Annotated in this window: 20 protein-coding genes and 1 pseudogene; 9 read left to right on the forward strand and 12 right to left on the reverse strand. The window is 67.5% G+C overall.

The window, feature by feature from the left end; all coding sequences use genetic code 11:
- Nucleotides 1-48: 48 nt before the first annotated feature.
- From AC1Z3W_RS08525 to AC1Z3W_RS08545, 5 genes and pseudogenes are all read right to left on the reverse strand, one after another.
- On the reverse strand, nucleotides 49-510 hold the full coding sequence (locus tag AC1Z3W_RS08525; RefSeq protein WP_124832154.1) for a DUF934 domain-containing protein: 462 nt from the start codon (nucleotides 508-510) through the stop codon (nucleotides 49-51).
- Entirely contained in the window at nucleotides 507-2291 is a 1785-nt protein-coding gene (locus AC1Z3W_RS08530; RefSeq protein ID WP_175824614.1) for a nitrite/sulfite reductase, read from the reverse strand. The genes AC1Z3W_RS08525 and AC1Z3W_RS08530 overlap by 4 nt, the downstream gene beginning before the upstream one ends.
- A gap of 199 nt (nucleotides 2292-2490) precedes the next feature.
- Nucleotides 2491-2892, reverse strand: coding sequence for a hypothetical protein (locus tag AC1Z3W_RS08535; RefSeq protein WP_057925030.1), 402 nt, complete (start codon nucleotides 2890-2892; stop codon nucleotides 2491-2493).
- 85 nt (nucleotides 2893-2977) lie between these two features.
- Nucleotides 2978-4411, reverse strand: a complete 1434-nt coding sequence (locus AC1Z3W_RS08540) for an aminotransferase-like domain-containing protein (RefSeq protein WP_124832150.1) — start codon at nucleotides 4409-4411, stop codon at nucleotides 2978-2980.
- Nucleotides 4412-4577: 166 nt separating this feature from the next.
- A pseudogene (locus AC1Z3W_RS08545) lies at nucleotides 4578-5096 on the reverse strand (MFS transporter); the annotation flags it as partial.
- A gap of 247 nt (nucleotides 5097-5343) precedes the next feature.
- Between AC1Z3W_RS08545 and AC1Z3W_RS08550 the strand changes: the two are divergent.
- Both AC1Z3W_RS08550 and AC1Z3W_RS08555 read left to right on the forward strand, forming a co-directional pair.
- Complete coding sequence (locus AC1Z3W_RS08550) at nucleotides 5344-6468, forward strand: extracellular solute-binding protein (protein WP_124832148.1); 1125 nt, start codon at nucleotides 5344-5346, stop codon at nucleotides 6466-6468.
- Nucleotides 6465-8240, forward strand: coding sequence for a diguanylate cyclase domain-containing protein (locus tag AC1Z3W_RS08555; protein ID WP_057925032.1), 1776 nt, complete (start codon nucleotides 6465-6467; stop codon nucleotides 8238-8240). The genes AC1Z3W_RS08550 and AC1Z3W_RS08555 overlap by 4 nt, the downstream gene beginning before the upstream one ends.
- A gap of 102 nt (nucleotides 8241-8342) precedes the next feature.
- Here the strand turns inward: AC1Z3W_RS08555 and AC1Z3W_RS08560 are convergent, their stop codons facing one another.
- The 4 genes from AC1Z3W_RS08560 to AC1Z3W_RS08575 all read right to left on the reverse strand — a co-directional run bounded on the left by AC1Z3W_RS08560 (nucleotide 8343) and on the right by AC1Z3W_RS08575 (nucleotide 10564).
- Nucleotides 8343-8642 (reverse strand): DUF4148 domain-containing protein, encoded by a 300-nt coding sequence (locus AC1Z3W_RS08560; RefSeq protein ID WP_057925033.1) that lies wholly within the window; start codon nucleotides 8640-8642, stop codon nucleotides 8343-8345.
- 275 nt (nucleotides 8643-8917) lie between these two features.
- A complete protein-coding gene (locus tag AC1Z3W_RS08565) occupies nucleotides 8918-9178 on the reverse strand; it encodes a hypothetical protein (RefSeq protein WP_006760082.1) in 261 nt (86 codons plus the stop codon).
- 226 nt (nucleotides 9179-9404) lie between these two features.
- Complete coding sequence (locus AC1Z3W_RS08570) at nucleotides 9405-10253, reverse strand: sulfite exporter TauE/SafE family protein (protein ID WP_057925034.1); 849 nt, start codon at nucleotides 10251-10253, stop codon at nucleotides 9405-9407.
- Nucleotides 10250-10564, reverse strand: a complete 315-nt coding sequence (locus AC1Z3W_RS08575) for a hypothetical protein (protein WP_483507435.1) — start codon at nucleotides 10562-10564, stop codon at nucleotides 10250-10252. The genes AC1Z3W_RS08570 and AC1Z3W_RS08575 overlap by 4 nt, the downstream gene beginning before the upstream one ends.
- 52 nt (nucleotides 10565-10616) lie before the next feature.
- Here AC1Z3W_RS08575 and AC1Z3W_RS08580 point away from each other — a divergent pair, with 52 nt between their 5' ends.
- Both AC1Z3W_RS08580 and AC1Z3W_RS08585 read left to right on the forward strand, forming a co-directional pair.
- A complete protein-coding gene (locus AC1Z3W_RS08580; protein WP_057925035.1) occupies nucleotides 10617-11522 on the forward strand; it encodes a LysR family transcriptional regulator in 906 nt (301 codons plus the stop codon).
- Nucleotides 11523-11653: 131 nt separating this feature from the next.
- Complete coding sequence (locus tag AC1Z3W_RS08585) at nucleotides 11654-12286, forward strand: LysE family translocator (RefSeq protein WP_483507436.1); 633 nt, start codon at nucleotides 11654-11656, stop codon at nucleotides 12284-12286.
- A 194-nt stretch (nucleotides 12287-12480) separates the two neighbouring features.
- Here the strand turns inward: AC1Z3W_RS08585 and AC1Z3W_RS08590 are convergent, their stop codons facing one another.
- Nucleotides 12481-14166 carry a purple acid phosphatase family protein gene (locus AC1Z3W_RS08590; RefSeq protein ID WP_175824620.1) on the reverse strand — a complete coding sequence of 562 codons (1686 nt, stop codon included), beginning with the start codon at nucleotides 14164-14166 and terminating at the stop codon, nucleotides 12481-12483.
- Nucleotides 14167-14473: 307 nt separating this feature from the next.
- Here AC1Z3W_RS08590 and AC1Z3W_RS08595 point away from each other — a divergent pair, with 307 nt between their 5' ends.
- The 5 genes from AC1Z3W_RS08595 to AC1Z3W_RS08615 all read left to right on the forward strand — a co-directional run bounded on the left by AC1Z3W_RS08595 (nucleotide 14474) and on the right by AC1Z3W_RS08615 (nucleotide 17592).
- Entirely contained in the window at nucleotides 14474-14773 is a 300-nt protein-coding gene (locus AC1Z3W_RS08595) for a YXWGXW repeat-containing protein (protein ID WP_057925037.1), read from the forward strand.
- Nucleotides 14774-14990: 217 nt separating this feature from the next.
- A complete protein-coding gene (locus tag AC1Z3W_RS08600; protein WP_175824621.1) occupies nucleotides 14991-15755 on the forward strand; it encodes an RNA polymerase sigma factor in 765 nt (254 codons plus the stop codon).
- Nucleotides 15752-16171 carry a hypothetical protein gene (locus AC1Z3W_RS08605; protein WP_057925038.1) on the forward strand — a complete coding sequence of 140 codons (420 nt, stop codon included), beginning with the start codon at nucleotides 15752-15754 and terminating at the stop codon, nucleotides 16169-16171. The genes AC1Z3W_RS08600 and AC1Z3W_RS08605 overlap by 4 nt, the downstream gene beginning before the upstream one ends.
- Nucleotides 16168-16671, forward strand: coding sequence for a periplasmic heavy metal sensor (locus AC1Z3W_RS08610; RefSeq protein ID WP_057925039.1), 504 nt, complete (start codon nucleotides 16168-16170; stop codon nucleotides 16669-16671). Before AC1Z3W_RS08605 ends, AC1Z3W_RS08610 begins: the two co-directional genes overlap by 4 nt.
- Nucleotides 16672-16746: 75 nt before the next feature.
- Nucleotides 16747-17592, forward strand: coding sequence for a GNAT family N-acetyltransferase (locus tag AC1Z3W_RS08615; protein ID WP_124832350.1), 846 nt, complete (start codon nucleotides 16747-16749; stop codon nucleotides 17590-17592).
- A gap of 131 nt (nucleotides 17593-17723) precedes the next feature.
- Here the strand turns inward: AC1Z3W_RS08615 and AC1Z3W_RS08620 are convergent, their stop codons facing one another.
- Complete coding sequence (locus tag AC1Z3W_RS08620; RefSeq protein WP_057925041.1) at nucleotides 17724-18479, reverse strand: alpha/beta hydrolase; 756 nt, start codon at nucleotides 18477-18479, stop codon at nucleotides 17724-17726.
- 539 nt (nucleotides 18480-19018) lie between these two features.
- The gene (locus AC1Z3W_RS08625; protein ID WP_483507437.1) at nucleotides 19019-19954 is read right to left on the reverse strand and encodes a DMT family transporter; all 936 of its coding nucleotides are present in this window, start codon (nucleotides 19952-19954) and stop codon (nucleotides 19019-19021) included.
- Between the last annotated feature and the right edge of the window lie 218 nt (nucleotides 19955-20172).

Raw genomic sequence — 20172 nt, forward strand, 5'->3', positions numbered from 1 at the left:
CGCGGCGCTTGCGGTTCATCGGACGGGCGGCCTGCGGGCCGCCCGTTTTTACTTCTCCGCGTGCGTGGCGGCGTCCTGCCGCGGTGTCGCCGTTCTCGCATCGCGCTGGTAGAAGCCCGGAAACCGGTCGAGCTGCCGGTGCGCGGCCGCGAGATCGGTGCCGGCGCCGAGCACCGCACTCGAAAACCCGGTGCGCTCCATCAGCAGCAACTGGTCGATCAGCACGTCGCCTGTCGCGCGCAGGTCGCCGGCGAAGCCGAAGCGCTTGCGCAGCAGGTACGCCTGGCTGTATGCACGGCCGTCGGTGAAGGACGGAAAGTGCAGGTCGATGCGCGCGGCCTGCGCGATCCGTGCGGCGAGCGGCGGCAGTTCCTCGTCGTTGCCGATCGCCAGGGTCGTCAAGGTCGTCAGGAGCGCGCTGTCGGGCGGATTCGCGTCGTCGGCGTGTTCGGTCGGCGTCAGAAGGCGGATGCGCGGATTCGTGCTTGCGGGTTCGTCGGTCGGTTTCATGCATGCTCCGCGTGGTGACGTGCGTCGTTTGCCGCCGCCTTGAAGGGTTCGGCGCCGATGCGGCGCACCGTGTCGATGAATCGTTCGCTGCGGCCGTCGGCATCGAGCCGCGCGTCGAGATACGTGTTGACGAGCGCGTCCACGACGTCGACGATCTCGTCCGCCGAGAACGACGGGCCGATCACCTTGCCCGGCCGGGCGGGGCCGCTCGCGCTTGTACCGTCCGAGCCGCCGAGCGTCACCTGATACCACTCCGCGCCGTCCTTGTCGACGCCGAGGATGCCGATGTGCCCGCTGTGATGGTGGCCGCACGAGTTGATGCAGCCGCTGATGTGCAGGTCGATGTCGCCGACGTCGTGCAGCATGTCGAGATCCTGGAACCGTTCGGCGATCGCGTCGGCGATCGGGATCGAGCGCGCGTTCGCGAGTGCGCAGAAGTCGCCGCCCGGGCACGCGATCATGTCGGTCAGGAGTCCGACGTTCGCGCTGGCAAGGCCGACCGCGCGCGCGTGTTCCCACAGCAGGAACAGGTCGTCGACGTGCACCCACGGCAGCACCACGTTCTGCGCATGCGTGACGCGCGCCTCGCCGGCCGAGAAGCGCTCGGCGAGCTCGGCGAGCGCGTCGAGCTGCTCGGGCGACGCGTCGCCGGGCGCCTGCAGGCGGCGCTTGAACGACAGCGTGACGATGCGCAGCGCGCGGTCGCGGTGCGCGGCGACATTGCGTGCGAGCCAGCGCGCAAAGGCCGGATGGCGATTGGCGTGTGCGGCCATGCGCGCGTCGGCGTCGTCCAGGTCGAGCGTGCGCGACTTCAGCCGCGGCGGCACGAACGATGCCGCGATGCGGTCGAATTCGGCCTGCGGAATCGTGTGCGGGCCGCCGTCGTGCTCGACGATCTGGCGGAACTCTTCCTCGACGTCGTCGATATAGCGCTGCCCCTCGCTTTTCACGAGGATCTTGATGCGCGCCTTGTACTTGTTGTCGCGCCGCCCGTAGCGGTTGTACACGCGGACGATCGCCTCGATGTAGTTCATCACGTGCTGCCACGGCAGGAACGTGCGCAGCAGCGTCGCGATCAGCGGCGTGCGGCCCATGCCGCCGCCGACGCTCACGCGAAAGCCGAGTTCGCCCGCGTCGTTGCGCACGAGCTTCAGCCCGACGTCGTGCCAGTCGGTCGCCGCGCGGTCCTCGGTCGCGCCGGTGATCGCGATCTTGAACTTGCGCGGCAGGAACGCGAATTCCGGATGCAGCGTCGTCCACTGGCGCATCACCTCGGCGAACGGGCGCGGATCGGCGATCTCGTCCGGCGCGACGCCCGCGCGCTCGTCGCACGAAATGTTGCGGATGCAGTTGCCGCTCGTCTGGATCCCGTGCATGTCGACGGTCGCGAGCAAGTCCATCACGTCGGCCGCCTTCGCGAGCGGAATCCAGTTGAACTGCACGTTGGTGCGGGTCGTGAAGTGCGCGTTGCGAGTCGGCAGGCGCAGCGTGCCGAGCAGCGCCTGCGTGTCGCACGCGGCGCGATAGGTGGCGTCGTCGGGCACGTCGTAGTCGCGTGCGATCCGTGCGAGCACGCGCAGCTGCGCGCTCGACAGTTCACCGTACGGCACGGCGACGCGCAGCATCGGCGCATGGCGCTGCACGTACCAGCCGTTCTGCAGGCGCAACGGCCGGAACGCGTCCTCGTTCAGCGTGCCGTGCTGCCAGCGTTCGAGCTGGTCGCGGAACTGGGCGGCGCGGCTGTACACGAGCGCCCGGTCGAAATCGGTATATCGATACATGACGTGATACGCGAGAGGAGCGGCGGCGCGGGGAGGCGCGCCGCTCGGGAGGGGACGTTGCGACGGGTGTCAGGCAACCGGAGACAGCGTAGGGAACGCGGGGCGGCGGGACAAGCAGCAGATCGGGACGAAAAGGGCGCAGCAGTTCGACGGCGTGCCGGCGAACGTCGGGCATGCGCTGCGCATGCCCGCGTCTGGCTCAGGCTTGCGCCTGCGCGTCGACGATCAATGCAGGATCGAGTGCGCGGATACGCTGGTCGATGAAGTAGCCGCCGCCTTCCTGGTAGCGCAGATACAGCCGGCCGCACGACACGCAGCGGCTGACGTTGCAGCGGTTGTACGGGAAGTGGCGCGGCGCGATCGGCGCGTTGTCGGACCAGTAGCGCGTGCCGGCCGGATGGTATTCGTCGTAGGTCGGCTCGGGGTCGCCGGACGGCGCGAGCGTCGCCACTTCGGCGAGCTGCGCGCCCTGCAGCGACAGCGGCAGGCTCGTCCAGCCGGCAAGCGGGGTGTTGGTGCAGATGCACGGCTGCGTGACGCCGGCGGCTTCGGCCGCGAGCTTCAGCAGCGCGGCGTGATCGAGGTAGGGCAATGCACTCATGAGATGGGCGGCGTGCGAAGGAGCGAAGGGGCTTGCAATGTAACCTGTGTGCGCGTCGGCTGCACCGCGGCGGCTTGCGTGCGGCTCAACCGGCCTTGCGTACCGCCGGCTCGGCGACCAGCTCGCCGAGCACGCGGATCGCGCGTTCGATGTCGCGGCTCCACGGATGGCCGAAGTTCACGCGCACGCAGCGCTCGAAGCCGTGCGCGGCCGAGAACAGTGGCCCGGGCGCGAAGCTGATGCCGCGCGCGATCGCCAGGCGATGCAGTTCCATCGCGTCGATCGCATCGGGAAACGACAGCCACAGGAAATACCCGCCGTCCGGCCGCACCCATTCCACGCCGGGCGGCAGCCAGCGCCGCAGCGCGTCGTCCATGCGGGCAAGCTGCGTCTGCAGCGCGCCGCGCAGCTTGCGCAGGTGACGATCGTAGCCGCCGTGCTCCAGATAGTTCGCGATGCCGGCCTGCGCGGGAATGCTCGCCGACAGCGTGGTCATCAGCTTGAGCCGCTGCACCTTTTCCGCGAAACGGCCGGCGGCGGCCCAGCCGATCCGGTAGCCGGGCGCGAGGGTCTTCGAGAACGAACTGCAATGCATCACGAGGCCGTGCCGGTCGAAGGCACGCGCGGGCAGCGGGTAGTCGGGCCCGAAATGCAGCTCGCCGTAGACGTCGTCCTCGATCAGCGGCACCTCGCGCGCGGCGAGCATCTCCACGAGCGCACGCTTCTTGTCGATGGACAGCGTGACGCCGGTCGGATTCTGGAAATTGGTCATGAACCAGCACGCGCGGATGTCGTGCCGGTCGAGCGCGTTCGCGAGCGCATCGAGATCGAGCCCCGTGCGCGGATCGACGGGGATTTCGACCGCGCGCAGGTCGAGCCGCTCGATCGCCTGCAGCGCCGCATAGAAGCCGGGCGATTCGACCGCCACGACGTCGCCGGGCCGCGTGACGGCCATCAGGCACAGGTTCAGCGCCTCCAGCGCGCCATTCGTGACGACGATCTCGTCGATGGGCTGCGCGACGCCGGTCGCGAGATAACGCCGTGCGATCTGCTGGCGCAGCGCCTCGTTGCCGGGCGGCAGGTCGACGACCGTGCTCCACGGGCTGACGAGCCGCGTCGCCTGCGCGAGCGATTTCGCGAGGCGTGGCAGCGGAAACAGCTGCGGCGACGGGAAGGCGGAGCCGAGCGGCACGATGCCAGGCTGCGTCGCGGCGTCGAGCACCGAGAACACGAGATCGCTGATGTCGACCTTGCGCGTCACGCCGGCGCGGCTCGCGCGGCGTTTCGCGGGCGGGGTCGCGGCCGGGCCCGCGCCCGGCGCGACGTAATAACCGGAGCGCTCGCGCGCGCGGATCAGCCCCCACTGTTCGAGCAGGTAGTACGCGCGAAACACCGTCGACTGGCTCACGCCATGCTGCGCGATGATCTGCCGTAGCGACGGCAGGCGCGTGCCGACCGCGAGGTTGCCGTTGCGGATTTCGTCGGCGATCGTGTGGGCGAGGGTTTCGTAGCGTTTCATCGGTGCGGATGGGAGCACGTGGCCCGCCGCGCGCGAGGCCGGTGCGGCGCCGCGCCGGCGGGCGCGGCCCGCGCGGCCCACATTGTCCGACGAGCGGCTCGAAAAGAAAAGCGCGACGGGCCGCGACGCGTCGCGCTTTCCCCGCGCTGCCGATGCCTGCGCTGCGTCAGGCCGCGTTCGGCTCCGCGTTGCGGCCGCTCGCGCCGTTGCGCAGCGGCGGCAGCGGCCCGACCTTGCCGGCGACGATCAGGTACGACAACGCACCGACCACGCACGGCGCACCGGCAACGGCGAGCGGCACGACGAACGAGCCTTTCGTGATCGACAGCATCACGCCGGTGAACGTCGTGATGAAGATGCCCGCGAGATTGCCCGCGAAGTTCCGGATGCCGCCGAGCGACGCGACGTGCGCGGGCGTCGGCGCGACTTCGCCGACCGGCGTCCACATGTTCGCGCCAGCGGACGACAGGCTCGCATAGGCGAGCGCGAACAGCGCGAGGCAGGCCCAAACGTTCTCGACGAACGCGGACAGCGCGATCGACGACGCCAGCAGCATGCCGAGCACGAGGCCGGTCTTGCATGCGGCGGTGGCGCTCCAGCCGCGCCGGAACAGGCTGTCCGACACGCAGCCGCCGAGCCGGCCGCCGGGAATCGCCAGCAGCGCGGGCAGCATGCCCCACGTGCCGGGCGCATCGAATGCATGCGCAGTGCATGCCATGCGCGGCCAACATCGCGTAACGACTTTCTCCTGATCATTGTTCGTTCGCGCGCGTGGGTTCGTCTGCTCGCGATGACATGCGATCGAACGGGCGCACGCATGTCGTCCACCGCATGTGGACGACACGGTGCGCGTGCGGCTTGTTCCAATTGCGCCGCGATATTTTTTATGGTCTCGTTGCAGGATAACGCGTCGATTCGAAAAAGGACGGCGAATGCAGTCGGGCCAGTCGTACGGGGTTCCATTGATCAGGGGAATGGGCGCGCGCGAGCGTGGGCTTCGTGCCGTCCGTCGATTGCTCGTCCTGTTGGCGCTGGGCTTGTCATGCCCGCCCGCGTTCGCCGCTTCTCCCGAAACCGCCAGCGACACTGTGCTGCGTGTTCTTGCGTGGCCAGGCTATGCGGACAACGATGTCGTCAATGCATTTGAGACGCAGTTTCATGTGCGCGTCGAAGTGACGTTCGTCGACTCCGACGAAGCGTTGTGGACGCGGATGCACAGCGCATCGCCGCCGCCATACGACGTGCTCGCGGCCAACACGGCCGAAATCCAGCGCTATGCGCGCGAAGACCTGCTCACGCCGATCGACCTGTCGCGGATCCCGAACCGCCGGCGGCAACTGCCGAACTTCCGGCAGCTCGCGACGATCGGCGGGCTCGTGCACAACGGTTCGACCTACGCGATTCCGTTCACGTATTCGTCGATGGGGCTCATCTACGATCGCAAGCAGGTGCCGGCCGCGCCGCACTCGATGCTTGAGCTCTGGAATCCTCACTACCGCGGCAAGGTGCTCGACTTCAACAGCGCGCAGCATAATTTTTCGTTTGCCGCGCTCGCGCTCGGCTATTCCGATCCGTTTCACCTGTCGCCCGCGCAGACGCTTGCCGTCGCGCACAAGCTGGTCGACTTGCGACGCAACCTGCTTACCTACTACACGCTTCCGGAAGAAGCGACCGCGCTGTTCGTCCAGCATCGTGCGGCGCTGATGTTCGGCAACTACGGCACGCAGCAGGTCGAACAGCTACGTCGCGCCGGTGCGGATGTGGGTTATGTGATTCCGGACGAAGGCGCGCTCGCGTGGCTCGACTGCTGGGGCGTCACGCGCGGCGCGGCGCATCGCGAGCTCGCGTTCGCGTGGATCAACTACATGCTCGAACCGGCAATAGGCGCGCTGCTGACAGGGCGCCAGGGGCTCGCGAACACGCTGGAATCGCCACCTGGTCTTGAGACCGGCCACCGGCACCTCGTCTGGATCCAGCCGGTCGAGGACATCACGCGGCGCGAGTCGCTGTGGAGTCGCATCGTGTCGGGCGACCGTCCGGAGCGATTCGAAAAATGATCAGGCTCGGGCTTACGTGGAAGCTGTCGGTGCTGTTCGTGTGCATCGGCGTGATCGCGTCCGGCACGACCGGCTACTACACGTACCGCGCGAACCGGACGATGCTCGTGCAGGAAGCACAGCACAGCCTGCTGATGTCGACGCACTTGCTCGGGCAGCGCTTCACGACTGCGCTGTCCGACGTGGCCGACGATGCGCTCGTGCTCGCGCAATTGCCATCGACGGCGCTGGTCGTGGGTAGCGAGAGCACCGATCGCACGCCGCGCTCGCGGCTCGAGCAGGTGTATTGCAGCTTCATGAGGAATCACCCCGAGTACCAGCAGATCCGGTTGATCGCAGCCGGCAACTTCGGGCTCGAGCGGATCCGCGTCGATCGCGACGTGCACGGCATTGTCGTGCTGCCGGAGAGCGCGTTCCAGGAGAAAGGGCAGTTTTCCTACGTATTCGATACGCTGGCGACGGCCCCCGGCCATATCTACCTGTCGCCGATCGTGATCAATCACGAGACCGGTTCACATGCGGCCGAAGGGCTGCCGATCCTGCGCGTGGGCACGCCGGTCGTCGACGCGGGCGGCCAGGTCGTCGGCGCGCTGGTCGTCGACGTCGAGCTCTCGCGCGTGTTCGATCGGCTCGAGCGAGATCTGCCCCAAGACTATGCGGTATACCTCGCGAACAAGTGGGGCGACTTCCTCGTGCATCCCGATCCGTCACAGACGTTCGGCTTCGATCGCGGGCGGCGCGTGCTGATGCAGGACAGCTTTCCCGCCACTCGGGCGTTGTTCGCCGGTACGCGCCCGAACGTCGAGATCGACGGTCTCGCGCAGCCCGACGATGTACCGGGACAGATGTTCGCGTTCGTGCGCATGCCGTTCGGGAGCAACGAGGGCAACCGGTTCGTCGTGCTCGGCATGGCGCGTCCGCTCGCGGACGTGCTGACGCCGGCCGGGATTCTCGGAGAACGGATCATCCGGATGGTGCTCTTGTTGAGCGTGGCGGCGGTGATTCTCGCGATCCTGTTTGCACGCGCGATGACGCGGCCGCTGCAGATGCTCGCGCGTGCGGCGACCCACGTGTTCGACGATCCGGTCGCCGAACGGTTGCCCGTCGCGCGGGCCGATGAGATCGGCGTGCTGGCGCGCTGCTTCGACAGCATGCGCGTCGAGATCCGCACGCAGGTCGCGATGCTGCGTGCGAAGCAACTGGAGCTCACGCACCTCGCCGGTCACGATCCGTTGACCGGTCTGCCGAACCGCCTGCTGTTCATGGAGCATCTCGATGCCGCGATCCGGCATGCGGCCGAGGTGCACGAGGGGCTGGCGGTGATGTTCGTCGATCTCGACCGCTTCAAGCAGATCAACGACCAGCACGGGCATGCGGCCGGCGATCGCACGCTCGTCGCGGTCGCGAAACGGCTGAGCCACGTGCTGCGTAGCGGCGACATGGCCGCGCGGCTCGGTGGCGACGAATTCATCGTGCTGATTTCGGACGTGCGCTCGCCGGCGTTGATCGGCGATATCGCGTCGCGCATCCAGATCGTGATGGCCGAAGAGCTGGAGTTCGGCGACCGGCACCTCGCCGTGGGCGCGAGCATCGGCGTGAGCGAATATCCGGCCGACGGCGCGTCGGCCGAGGAGCTGCTGGTGAAGGCCGATGCGGCGATGTATGCGGCGAAGGCGTCTGCGCAGTTCGCATGCGTGCGTTATCAGGAACTGCTGGGCGGCGGTGTCGGCCCGGATACCGAGGGCCGCGTGGCGGCGGGAGGCAGCCGCTGACGGCGGGCCGGCCGTGCGGGCGGCACAAACGCGACGAGCCCGTCCGGGGACGGGCTCGCTGCATCTTGCGGCGGACTGCGCGCTGCGCGCGCAGCGGCGGGCTTAGTGGCCGAAGTAGACCGAGTCGCGTGCGTTCAGCACCTTGGCTGCCGGTGCGCCGCCCTGGACGACCGGGGCCGCTTGTGCGCCGTAGCCGCTGTTGTCGGCGGCGTGCACGCGCTCTTGCGCGGCCTGGATGTCGGCCGGGTAGTACGGGCTCGACTGGCTCGGCTTGTAGCCGGCGCTTTCGAGCTGGACGAGTTCGTTGCGCACTTGTGCGCGGGTCACGGTGCTTTGGGCGAATGCGCCGAACGAAGCGGACAGGGCGACAGCGGCAACGACTGCGGAAACGAGCGATTTCATGATGACCTCCGATGTTCTATTGACTTCGCTGTCGACACCATGTCGTAAGCGATTGATTACATCGTAGGCTTCGACCGAGCTAGGGTAAACGTGGATTCCAGCGAAAGATCATTGCAAGCGAGGCAATAATTTCGAGATAAATTGGATCGGTCCCCGTCATGGGTTGCGGGAATCGCAAACAGGCGGGAGCGGTGACGGGCCGCGGACGCGCCGCGTATTGGCGCGCGCAGCGGCGTGGCGCCGCCGGCAGGTGAGGCGGGATGGGGGAAGCCGGATCAGACGCCGTCGGCGTCGTCGATCTCCTTGCGCTCGCGGCGTTCCTCGTTGCCGCGGCGTGCCCGCAGGCGCTGGCGCGACAGGACCGCGATCACCTGCTGGGTCGGTGCGCCGGACGGCAACTCGTTGCGGATGCGATCGGGCACCATCGGCAGGCCCGCGCGCTGCCGGCGCAGTGCCTTCGCGATTGCCCGGCGGCATTCGTCCCCGTGGCAATCCCATTCATCGCGGATTCTCTGGCAATAACGGCATTGTTCCATCGGGACAGTCTAACGTGTCTTGGGGATCGCGGCAGAGCCGGGCACCGGGCGGGGACTGGACTCGCGGGCGCGATGCGGCCGATTGCACCGGTCGTGAGCCGCGTGCCATGCCGGACTGTGAATCGATCGGGGGGCGGCCATCGACAGGAAAATCCGGTTTGCCGTGCTTCCGCCTACGGATTGCTTGCGCCGCGGAAGTCCGCTTGCCTGCGCGACCCGATCTCCGTCATTTCGTGTCTGCGTGCCCGCCATCGACATGGGCGGCGGGCGGTGCCGCGTGCCGGAAAACCCCCGACTTCCAGATCATCTGGGACGCGGCGACGAGCACGAACAGCAGGACGACCATCCGGAAGATGCGCGGCGACATCCTGTCCCGCAGCGGGCGAACGAGCCACATGCCGGCGATGGCGGGCAGGCTGGCCGCCGCCGAGACCGCGAGGTCGGCGCCGCTCGCATGCGCGGCGCCGCTGAACGTGGTGATCAGCGTGACGATCGACACGACGAGGATGATCGCGATCTGCTTCGTGAAGGCGCGGCCGGTCGCGCCGGATGAAATCAGGTAGGTGGCGAGCAGCGGGCCCGGCACCGACGCGATGCTCTCCATCAGCGCCGCGCCGAACCCGAGCGCAAATCCGACGGGCTTCTGCCATGCCGGTGGCAGGTTCAGCTTCGGCGCACTCAGCATCAGCGTCGCGGCGACGATCAGCAGCGCACCCGACGCGGCCTGCGCGTGGCCCGGATTCAGCGACAGCAGGATCGCGACACCGATCACGTTGCCGAGCACCGTGCCCGCGATCGGGGCGGCGATTTTCCGCACGGTGGCGAGCACCTCGCCGCCTTCCAGCGCCTGCGGAATGTTGCCGAGAATGATCGGCATCGACAGCAGCAGCACGGCATGCCGGATCGGCAGGAACTGGCTGAGTATCGGCATGGCCACCAGCGGGACGCCGATACCGGTGATTCCCTTGACCATTCCGCCGAGCAGCAGCGCGACGGCGATGCCGATCAGGTCGAGCAGCGCGAGCCCGTGCAGGCTGGAAACCAGCACACCATCAGTCAGATCGAGATGAGTCATCGGGAGCAGGTCGAGACATAAGCGGCAGCGGGTGCGGTCGACGGCACCCGCTGCCGATGCGTGCGGTGCCGCACGCTATTGTTTGGTTTCAGGTCGAACCGGTCGTCCGGTTGCGTCGACTGCCGTCGGTATCCGACGGGCCAAGCTTTGCCGTTTACCGCGTTGGCGCAAGCGTGCGCGTGCGACGGCGACGGCGACGGCGTTCGATACGGTTCGAGGCTGAATCTTACCCGAGCGCGGCGCGGGGCATCGGGCGTGGCCCGGATTCCGCGCGCCGCCGAATAGCGTTGGCCGGCTTCGATCCGGTTCATGACGCGTCACCTTATCATGTGAAAAATACATGGACCGAAACAAGGAGGCGAGATGACGCTTGCGCAATTGCAGGCTCTGGCGGCCGTCGTCGAACTCGGCTCGCTGACGGCCGCGGCCGACCGGCTGAGCCGCAGCCAGTCCGCGATCAGTCACGCGCTGACCGAACTGGAGGACATCACCGAGGTCAAGCTGCTGCTGCGCGACCGCCAGCCGGTCGTCCTGACCGCCGCCGGCGAACGGCTGTGGCCGTACGTGCAGAACGTCGTTCGGGAAGCGCAGACGCTGCGCCAGCAGTTCGGTCTGGCGCGCGGCAAGCTCGAAGGGCGGCTGGTCGTGGCGTCGCTGCCGAGCGTATCGCTCGCGTTCGTCGTCCCCGCGCTCGAGGCGTTGAAAGCCGCGCATGAGGGCGTCACGGCGGTGCTGCTCGAAGGCACGGACGCGGAAGTCGAGGGGTGGCTCGAGGACGGCACCGCCGACATCGGCGTGGTCGCCGGCACGAAGACCTTTGCGAACAGCCTGCCGCTGCTCGACGAGGATTTCGTCGCGGTGGCGGCCGACGGCATGTTCGACGGCCGCAAGAGCGTGTCGGCGAAACTGTTGTCCGCGATGCCGTTCATTTTCTCCAAGGCGGGGTGCGGGCCGGTCATCGCGGACTACTTCGCGCGCAACGGTGCGTCGCTTCGCGCGGCGTTCAACGTGGTCGAGATGCGGACCATCCTGTCGATGGCCGAGGCGGGAATGGGCGTGTCGATCGTTCCGCGCATCACGCTCACCTACACACGGTTCGGCGGCCGCGTGCTGGAGCTGTCGCCCAGGCTGCATCGTTGCGTGCGGCTGTCGTGGAACGCGACCGGCAATGCGGTCGCCGACGCATTCGTGAAGCTGGTCGACGCGCAACGCGCGAAGGCCGGAAAGGCCGGAAAGGCGATTCAGGCACGGGCGAAAAAAGGAAAGTAGCGCATCGACAGGGCAATGAGGCGATGAAGCGCACTCATGTGGGACTTGCGGTTTATTCATGCCGACAGCCGCCGACATGCAATACATTGCTGAGCATCCCACCTGATTTCATTGCGTCGAAGGAGACCGCCGTGCCGGCCTTGCCCACCCTGATTGCTTTCGGACTCGTGTCGCTCGGCATGGTCCTGACGCCCGGCCCGAACATGATCTACCTGATTTCCTGCTCGATCTGCCAGGGCCGCCGCGCGGGGCTGGTGTCGCTCGGCGGCGTGGCGCTGGGGTTCGTGTTCTACATGTTCTGCGCGGCCTTCGGCATTACCGCGCTGGTGCTGACCGTGCCGTACGCGTATGACGCGCTGCGCTTCTCCGGCGCGCTGTACCTGTCGTATCTCGCATGGCAGGCGCTCAAGCCCGGCGGCCGCTCGGCATTCCAGGTCCGGCAATTGCCGCACGACAGCGGCGCGAAGCTCTTCACGATGGGCTTCGTCACGAACCTCGCGAACCCGAAGATCGCGGTGATGTATCTGTCGCTGCTGCCGCAGTTCATTTCACCGGGGCACGGCAGCGTGCTCGCGCAATCGCTGGCACTGGGCTGCGTGCAGATCGCGGTCAGCGTCTGCGTCAATGCGCTGATCGCGAGCATGGCCGGCTCGATCGCGGGGTTTCTTGCCGACCGGCCGGTCTGGGCGCGGGTGCAGCGCTGGTTGATGGGGAGCGTGCTGGCGGGATTGGCGGTGCGTATCGCGCTGGAATCGCGACGCTAGCGGCAACGCGGCTCGCGGTGGAAACCGGCGCGCCGATGTGCACGCAATGTGCGGCGGACGAACAGGTGCAGCCGATCCACGCGACGCAGACCGTCACGTATTCGCCGTATCCGTAGGCGGATGGCGCACGATGTCCCGCACGAGCCAGCCCCGGCCGCCCGTCGCGCGATCACGCACTGCGGGCAGCCGCCGCATCAGCGTTCGCCGCGCTTCTTGCTCAACTCGATCGTCTCGAACAGTTCGTACTGCGCGCTCGGGTGCTGATCCGCGCCCGGCGAGTGGTAGTAGCGCATCGTGATCGTCGTGTGGCCGCCCGGCTTGCCCGGATCGTGATCGAACACCGCGATTCCGTAGCCCGTGCCCGTATCGCGGCGCGCGGACCAGATCGCATCCTCCAGCGCATCGGCCGGCTTGCGCACGAACGTGTTCGCCGTCGTGCCCGGCACCGGCCGGTTCGGCTTCGTGAAGACCTTGGCCTGCGCATAGCCGGTCGCCGGGTTCTCGCCGTACACGTCGAGCGGCGCGCTGGTGCCGCCGCCGCCGAGGATCAGGTGAATCGTGCCGTGGCTCGTGTCGAACGTCGTGCGGTCGGGATCGGTCGTGCCGACCGGACGCGGCTGCAGCGTTTCGACGACTTCGCCGGTCGATGCATCGACGCCCGCGCGGTGATTGCAGCCGCGCACCGGGTAGCTGCGCTCGTAGTCGTGATCGTGACCGCACAGCACGAGATCGACGCCGTAACGGTCGAACAGCGGCAGCCATGCCTCGCGGATGCCCTTGTCCGAGCCGTTGCCCGTCTTCGACGAACTCAGCGCGTCCTGGTGCATCTGCACGACGATCCAGTCGATGTCGTCGTCGTGCGACGCATGACGCAGCGTGTGCTCGAGCCAGCGCGTCTGCTCGCCGTTGCTGTAGCCGCGCACGTAGAACGACGTGCCCGGCTCGATCGGCGCGCGGCCGGTGCTCGCGGCCGGCACCAGCGGATCGGGGCCGCCGACGAACGCGGCTGCATCCTGGTACACGACATCGTCGGCGTCGAGCGAAACGAACAGCACCGAGCTCACGCGGAAGCTGTACCAGCGGCCCGGAAAGCGCGTGCCGTTCTCGGGCAGCGTATAGCGCGCGAGATACGAGTCGAGCCCCTGCGGACCATTGTTGAATTCGATCTCGTGATTGCCGGGGCAGGGCATCCACGGGCGGTTCGCGGCCGACGTCTGGTTGTTGTTGCCGAAGTCGCGCCACACTTCCGGCTGGTGCGCGGGGTTCAGGTTCGCGTAGCAGAGGTCGCCGTTCAGCAGGTGGAACAGCGGCTGGAACTGCTCGACGGCCTGCACCGCGAAGCGGCTTTGCGGCGACGACAGCACCCACGCGCCGTTCGGCGTCGCGAGGTCGCCGTAGCTCGTGAAGCGGAACGGTGCGCGCCCGCGCGGTGCGGTCGTGAAGGTTGCGGCGAACGGCTGCGCGGCGTTGCTGTCGTTGTCGGCCGTGAGTTCGTAGCGGTAGCGCGTGTTCGGCTTCAGGCCGTGCACGCGTGCGTGATACGTGAACACGGTTTCGCCGTTCAGGCCATCGGTGTAGAGGCGCTGCACGCCGTGCACGGTGCGTGCCGGCTCGCCGTCGGCGGCGATGCGCGCGCGCGGATTGACGGCCGGCGCGGGAGACGCCCACGAGATCACGACTTCGGACGTCGGGTCGCTGCCCCACGTCAGGTGCACCTGTTCGGGTGTGCCGTCCGGGTTCGATGCGGCGGCACGGGCGGCCGCGAGCCCGCCCGCGGCGGTGGCGAGGCCGGAAACGCCGGCCAGTTTCAGGAAGCCGCGACGCGACACGGAAGCGGCCGGCTCGTTCGATTCGGCGGGGAAGTTGTCCTGGTTCGACATGATCGTATTTTCGTTGGATGACACGCGAGATGCGGAACCGCCCGGCCGTGCGCGAGCGCGGTCGGGGCGTGGGCCGGAAACGAGCGGGATCCCGGTGACACGCATTGTCGAAGCGCAGTTTTGCCGGGGTGTGACAGACGGTAATCGATGCCTGGGCCCGATGCGTCGATGGGCGCGCGCAGCGTGGCCGGTGCGGCCGAAATTTTTTTGCCGGTATCGCGACGGATTTGCGCTGCATGCGCCGTTTAACGAATGAACGGCCACTTCCGGCCATGAACGTTCGATACACGACGCTTCGGAGTCTTGCATGAAACTTTCTGTTTCATTACGGTTTGCCGCGGGGTGCGCGGCTGCGCTGGCGACGTCCGCCGTATTCGCTCAGGCCGTCATCGTCGCGCCGGTCGCACCGCCGCCGCCGCGCGTCGAAGTGGTGCCGGCGCCGCGCGCGGGCTACGTGTGGGATCAGGGCCACTGGCACTGGCGGCATGGTCGCTACGTGTGGATCCCCGGGCACTGGCAGGGGGTTCGTGCCGGTTATCACTGGGTGCCGGGGCATTGGGCCGCGCGCGGCCCGAACTGGCGCTGGGTGCCGGGTCACTGGGCGTGACGCGCACCGTGCCGCGCGGTGCGCAGCGCCCGTGCGGCAGAACTTCCACGCAACCTCTCGAGTCGAGTCATGCCTTTTCGAACCCTCGTGATCCTGGCAGCCGCGGCCGTCGTGCTGGCTGGCTGTGTCGTGGTGCCGGCGCGTCCGGTGTATTACCGGCCTGCGCCGGTCGTCGTATATTGATTGCGCCGGCCGGCGGGCGATCGACAGGATCGATATGCCGTTCGAACCGGATGTCGACGAAACCGACCGGGCCGATCCCGGGTGCGGCGCGCCGCGCGTGGCCGACGCGCCGGCATGGCGCCGTCCGGCGCCGGCCCGACGCACGCAAGGAGAGCACGACGATGAGCTTCAGCGGGACGGCGGGTGTACCCGCCGGCAGCATGCGGCGTTCGCACGGCACGTTGCGGAGCCGCCCGCATTGAGCGACGCCGATCCGGACGCGGAACTCGTCGCGCGAGTCGGCGCGCGCGACGCGTCGGCCGTGCGCGTGCTCGTTGCACGCAAGCTGCCGCGATTGCTCGCGCTCGCGACGCGCATGCTCGGCGACCGGAGCGAAGCCGAAGACGTTGCGCAGGAAACCTTCCTGCGGATCTGGAATCACGCGCCGCGCTGGCGGGACGGCGAAGCGCGCTTCGACACGTGGCTGCATCGCGTCGTGCTGAACCTGTGTCATGACCGCCTGCGCGGGCGGCGCGAGGAGCCGGTCGACGCGCTGCCCGACGTGCCGGATACGCAACCGGAGCCGGCCGCTCACGCGGAGTTGCGCTCGCGCGACGCGAGCGTACGTCGGGCGCTCGCCGCGTTGCCGCCCCGGCAGCGGGAAGCGCTCGTGCTCCAGTACTATCAGGACATGTCGAACCTTGAAGCGGCCAACCTGATGGGCATCACCGTCGAAGCGCTGGAAAGCCTGCTCGCGCGCGCGAGGCGCAACCTGCGCGCGCAACTGGCCGGCGACCCACCTACCGAGGACAAGCGATGACACCCGAACGATTCCGTACCATCGTCGGCGCGTACGGCTCGGATGCGCGGCGCTGGCCGCAAGACGAACGCGCGGCGGCCGAAGCGTGGGCGCAAGCGCATCCGCGCGACGCGCTGCAGGCACTCGACGATGCCGCCGAGCTCGATGCATGGCTGATGCAGGATACGGCCGCGCCGCCAGCGCCGGCGCTCGTCGAACGCATCGTCGCGTCGGCGCCCGCGCCGCAACGTGCGCGGCGGCGAGGCAAAGTGTGGTGGTCGGGCGCGGCGTTCGCGGGCGTCGGGCTGGCCGGCGCGCTGGCGGGCGCGGTGGCCGTGTCGATGCTGATGCTCGGCAGCGCGCCGATCGCGCAACACGAACCGGGCTACCTGACGACGACGTTCGGCGGCCCAAGTATCGACGGAGGCGATGAGTGAGCGAGCGCGGCTGGAAATTCATTCTCGTCGGGTCCGTCGTGCTGAACGTGTTCATGCTCGGCGCGATCGGCGGCGGCGCGTATCAGTGGTTCGCGACCCACCGTGATCTGCATGGCGCAGGGATGCCCGGACAGCGTACGGCGTTGCGGTTCGCCGCGGACGAATTGTCCGATGCGCGTCGGCAGGAATTCGCCGCGGCGCTGAAGGCGGCGCGCAAGGACGGCCGGGATTTTGCGCGGGAAGGGCGCGACGGGCGGATCACGGTGCTGGATCTGCTGGCCGCGCCGCAGCTCGATCGTCCGGCGATCGATGCGGCGCTCGACAGGACGCGGGCGGCGGACAGTGCGTTGCGCGGGCAGGTCGAGCGCAGTGTCGTCGATTTCGCGGCGACGTTGACGCCGGACGAACGCGCGAAGTTCGTCGACGGGTTGCGGCGGAGCGGGAGCTGGCGGTTGCCTGCGAGGCTGCAGAGGAAACGCGACGCGGCGGGAAGTCAGTAAGCGGCGTTGCGTGACGACGCGCGACGTTCGAGAATCGGCTGGCGGCAATCTCGAGTGCCGCGATGGGGGCGAACCATGAATCGAAGCGAAGACTTTATCGTGCGCACCATGTCGGCCGATGAGGTGGTCATGTCGGTCGAATGGGCGGCTGCCGAAGGGTGGAACCCTGGCCGACATGACCCGCGGTGTTTCAGGGAAGCGGACCCGGCCGGCTTTTTCGTCGGGGTGTTGCGCGGCGAGCCGGTCGCGTGCATCTCCGCCGTCGCTTATGACGAACGGTTCGGCTTCATCGGTCTCTACATCGTGAAACCCGGGTTTCGCGGTCGGGGCTTCGGCATGCGCGTCTGGCAGCACGCCATGCGCTACCTTGGAAACCGCAATGTCGGTCTCGATGGCGTCGTGGCCCAGCAGGCAAACTACAGGAAGTCCGGGTTCCGGCTCGCGTATCGCAACATCCGCTATCAGGGGCGCGTGGACGGTATCGGGTGCGCGAATGTCGCGTCCGTGGCCGATGTGCCGTTCCAGCAGTTGCTTGCCTACGATCGCCGGTGCTTTCCCGCGGCGCGCGAGCGTTTCGTTTCCGCGTGGATCGCGCAGCCGGATGCCGTTGCGCTCGCGACAGTCGAGGCCGGCCGTGTCGCCGGGTACGGTGTCGTGCGGCGCTGCGAGTCGGGCTGCAAGATCGGCCCGCTCTTCGCCGATGACGCGGGCATCGCCACCGGGCTGTTTCGTGCGCTGGCGTCGCGCATGCCCGGCGAGGTGATCGTGCTCGACGTGCCTGAAACGAACCCCGCGGCCGTCGCGCTGGCTGAACGGCACGGCATGTCGAGCGTATTCGAAACCGCACGGATGTATACGCAGGAAGCGCCCGCGATTGCGATCGACCGCGTGTTTGGGGTGACGTCGTTCGAGCTCGGGTGATCGTCGCGGGTATGCCCGGACGATTGCCGTGCGGCCCGCTACCGCAACGGGATGCGGCAACGCGGAAAATGCGTGACGCGCGTCATCGGGTTCGGATTGTCCGCGTCAGGAAACGGCACACGCCGTCGAACTCAACGTGCGAGCATCCAGGCGGAGACCGCATCGACCACGTTGCTCTCCACGCCATTGAAGCCGTGATAGCCGAACGCGCCGCATGGATCGCCGCGCGATGCGCCGCCCGTGACGACCATCAGATCGGTTTTCGCCGACTGGTTCAGCTTCTTCATCAGCGAATCCGTTTCGGATACCGGACAATACTTGCAGCCGTCCTTCTCGTGGTGCACGACCAGCACCGGAATCCTGATGCTGGCGAGATCCATGTCCGGAACCGCGGTTCTGCCACGATCCTCACGGAGGATCGTGGACGTCAGCACGATACCGTCGGGTCCGCCGCTGCCGGCGAGGGCAATCGCGATCGACGCGACCGACTGCGTGCCGCGGCTCGTCCCGACCAGCCAGACCGGTACGTGCAGTTGCTCCTTCAACCATGCGATCACGGCGCGCGCATCGTCGGTATGTTCGCGCGACTGCCGAAAGCCGCTGAGATAGGGTGCCGATTGCCGGTCGCTCGGTGCGTCGATGACCGCGACGGCGATGCCGTCGTCGACGAAGCGCATTCTGGTGCGCACGAGGAAATTGCCTTCCCCCCATCCGAACTTTCCGGACGGGTCAATCTGCAGCCCGCCATGCCCGCCCGCATAGAGAATGGCCGCGACCTTCGGCGCTTCCGGCGCGATGAAGAGAAACCGTTGCGTGACGCCGGGACGGGTCGGAATGTCGACGACCCTGGGCTGGCTCTGCGCGTGCGCAGCATAACCGTGGAGCATCAACGCAATGGCGAGCAGCCACGCCCACGCGTGGTGTGACCGCGCACACGCGGGAGACGGCCGACGAAACCGCACGGAAGGACGAGGCATCATGGCTGCGGCCGCTGCATCCCGCCGTGATCGGCAGGATGGCGGCGATTTCTCCTGGTCAATGTCATGTCGCCACTGCAACGCGAGGCGCGGCGGTCAATGCGATTCGACAAACTGAACGATCTCGCCGTCAGCGCGCTCGCGGTAGAGATCTTCTCCTTTCACACGCACGTCGTTGCACAAGTACGGGCCTTGCTGCAGAGCTTGCCGTTTTCGATTTTCCGGTCGCCGTGGGCGGCAACCCCCCTGGCTCGACTTGAAACCGTAGTCGCCGCCATGTGGCGAGACGAGACTTCCGTGCTGCGGAGGCAACACATTCCTTTGAGTCTAGATGGCTTTGCGGGAAGGGCAAGCAGGCGACGAGCCGGCATGTCGCCGGGTTCCGATTCCTGCGAGGCGTGCGTCGGCCGGATCGACGCCGGTGACGCACGTGATGACCGTCCACGACTTCAGGTTCGAGCGCTCGCGACCCGTGCCGATTGTGCGAACGCGCGCGCCGATCGTTGCCGGCCGATCTGCAACATCGCGATACCGACAAGCACCAGCGCGATCGCGCTCACTTCCAGCATGCCCACGCGTTCGCCGGCGGCCCAGCCGATCAGGAGTGCAACCGTGGGCGTGATGTACGTCGAGCCTGACGCCGCTACCGGCCCGAGTTCCTGCAGCAGAAAGTAATAGAGCAGGTAAGCGACGCCGGTCCCCAGCAGGCCGAGTCCCACGACGACACCGGATGCGGCGCGCCAGTCGTGCAGGATGCGAGCGATCCCGGTGAAGTCCGTCAGCGCGGCAAGGATCAGCAATGCCAGGCCCATCTGCCACGTCACCAGCGCGAGAGGTTGAAGGCCGAACGGCGACAGGAAGCGTTTCACGTAGACGTACGACAGCCCGAGGATGATCGCGCCTGCCAACATCCACGCGACGCCCGTGGGATCGACCGGATTTCCCGCACCTTCCCACGGGCGCGCAATCAGCACGATGCCGGCGAAACCCACGACGACGCCGGCTGTCATCAGCCCGTTCACTTTCTCGGTTCGGAGGAACAACAGCGAAAAAATCGCGGTGAAGATCGCGATCGAGCCGCCCAACACGCCCGCGATCCCCGACGGCAGCAGCGCCGTGCCTTTCACGATGGCCACGTAGTAGAGCGCCGTCGCGACAGCCGCCATGACGAAAAAGTGCGGCAAATGGCGGGCCTGGCTTTGCTGGATCGCGCGCTGGCGCCAGGCGGCGAACGCGAGCGGCAGGAAGCCGAACAGAACGCGCAAGAAGGCGATCTGCATCGGACTGAGCCAGGCCGCGGCCCATTTCATGTAGATGAAATTCGAGCCCCAGATCAGGCCGAGCAGAACGAAAGCGATCCTGGTCAGTTTCATGACGCCCGCCATTTCGTCTAACGAGATTGATCGTCAGTTAATCAGGAAGACGGAGCGGCAGATAGAACAAAATCGGCATCGCGACGATGGATCGCGACATCATGTTTCGCGCCCCTGGCAATGCGCGCTCGGCATGGCCTGGCGAATTCCCGTCGCCGTCGCTTGAAAGCTGACGGAAAGGCATGCGCTTCCGGTACGGCGACGCGAAAATATTTCGCGCATCTCGCGAC

This window comes from Burkholderia sp. 10_S31 (assembly GCF_056930375.1).

What these genes read in the sequence shown, in the direction of transcription:
- AC1Z3W_RS08525 (WP_124832154.1), bottom strand. Translation starts at nt 510, where the DNA reads ATGAAACCGACCGACGAACCCGCAAGCACGAATCCGCGCATCCGCCTT.
- AC1Z3W_RS08530 (WP_175824614.1), bottom strand. Translation starts at nt 2,291, where the DNA reads ATGTATCGATATACCGATTTCGACCGGGCGCTCGTGTACAGCCGCGCC.
- AC1Z3W_RS08535 (WP_057925030.1), bottom strand. Translation starts at nt 2,892, where the DNA reads ATGAGTGCATTGCCCTACCTCGATCACGCCGCGCTGCTGAAGCTCGCG.
- AC1Z3W_RS08540 (WP_124832150.1), bottom strand. Translation starts at nt 4,411, where the DNA reads ATGAAACGCTACGAAACCCTCGCCCACACGATCGCCGACGAAATCCGC.
- AC1Z3W_RS08550 (WP_124832148.1), top strand. Translation starts at nt 5,344, where the DNA reads ATGCAGTCGGGCCAGTCGTACGGGGTTCCATTGATCAGGGGAATGGGC.
- AC1Z3W_RS08555 (WP_057925032.1), top strand. Translation starts at nt 6,465, where the DNA reads ATGATCAGGCTCGGGCTTACGTGGAAGCTGTCGGTGCTGTTCGTGTGC.
- AC1Z3W_RS08560 (WP_057925033.1), bottom strand. Translation starts at nt 8,642, where the DNA reads ATGAAATCGCTCGTTTCCGCAGTCGTTGCCGCTGTCGCCCTGTCCGCT.
- AC1Z3W_RS08565 (WP_006760082.1), bottom strand. Translation starts at nt 9,178, where the DNA reads ATGGAACAATGCCGTTATTGCCAGAGAATCCGCGATGAATGGGATTGC.
- AC1Z3W_RS08570 (WP_057925034.1), bottom strand. Translation starts at nt 10,253, where the DNA reads ATGACTCATCTCGATCTGACTGATGGTGTGCTGGTTTCCAGCCTGCAC.
- AC1Z3W_RS08575 (WP_483507435.1), bottom strand. Translation starts at nt 10,564, where the DNA reads ATGAACCGGATCGAAGCCGGCCAACGCTATTCGGCGGCGCGCGGAATC.
- AC1Z3W_RS08580 (WP_057925035.1), top strand. Translation starts at nt 10,617, where the DNA reads ATGACGCTTGCGCAATTGCAGGCTCTGGCGGCCGTCGTCGAACTCGGC.
- AC1Z3W_RS08590 (WP_175824620.1), bottom strand. Translation starts at nt 14,166, where the DNA reads ATGTCGAACCAGGACAACTTCCCCGCCGAATCGAACGAGCCGGCCGCT.
- AC1Z3W_RS08595 (WP_057925037.1), top strand. Translation starts at nt 14,474, where the DNA reads ATGAAACTTTCTGTTTCATTACGGTTTGCCGCGGGGTGCGCGGCTGCG.
- AC1Z3W_RS08600 (WP_175824621.1), top strand. Translation starts at nt 14,991, where the DNA reads ATGCCGTTCGAACCGGATGTCGACGAAACCGACCGGGCCGATCCCGGG.
- AC1Z3W_RS08605 (WP_057925038.1), top strand. Translation starts at nt 15,752, where the DNA reads ATGACACCCGAACGATTCCGTACCATCGTCGGCGCGTACGGCTCGGAT.
- AC1Z3W_RS08615 (WP_124832350.1), top strand. Translation starts at nt 16,747, where the DNA reads ATGAATCGAAGCGAAGACTTTATCGTGCGCACCATGTCGGCCGATGAG.
- AC1Z3W_RS08620 (WP_057925041.1), bottom strand. Translation starts at nt 18,479, where the DNA reads ATGCTCCACGGTTATGCTGCGCACGCGCAGAGCCAGCCCAGGGTCGTC.
- AC1Z3W_RS08625 (WP_483507437.1), bottom strand. Translation starts at nt 19,954, where the DNA reads ATGGCGGGCGTCATGAAACTGACCAGGATCGCTTTCGTTCTGCTCGGC.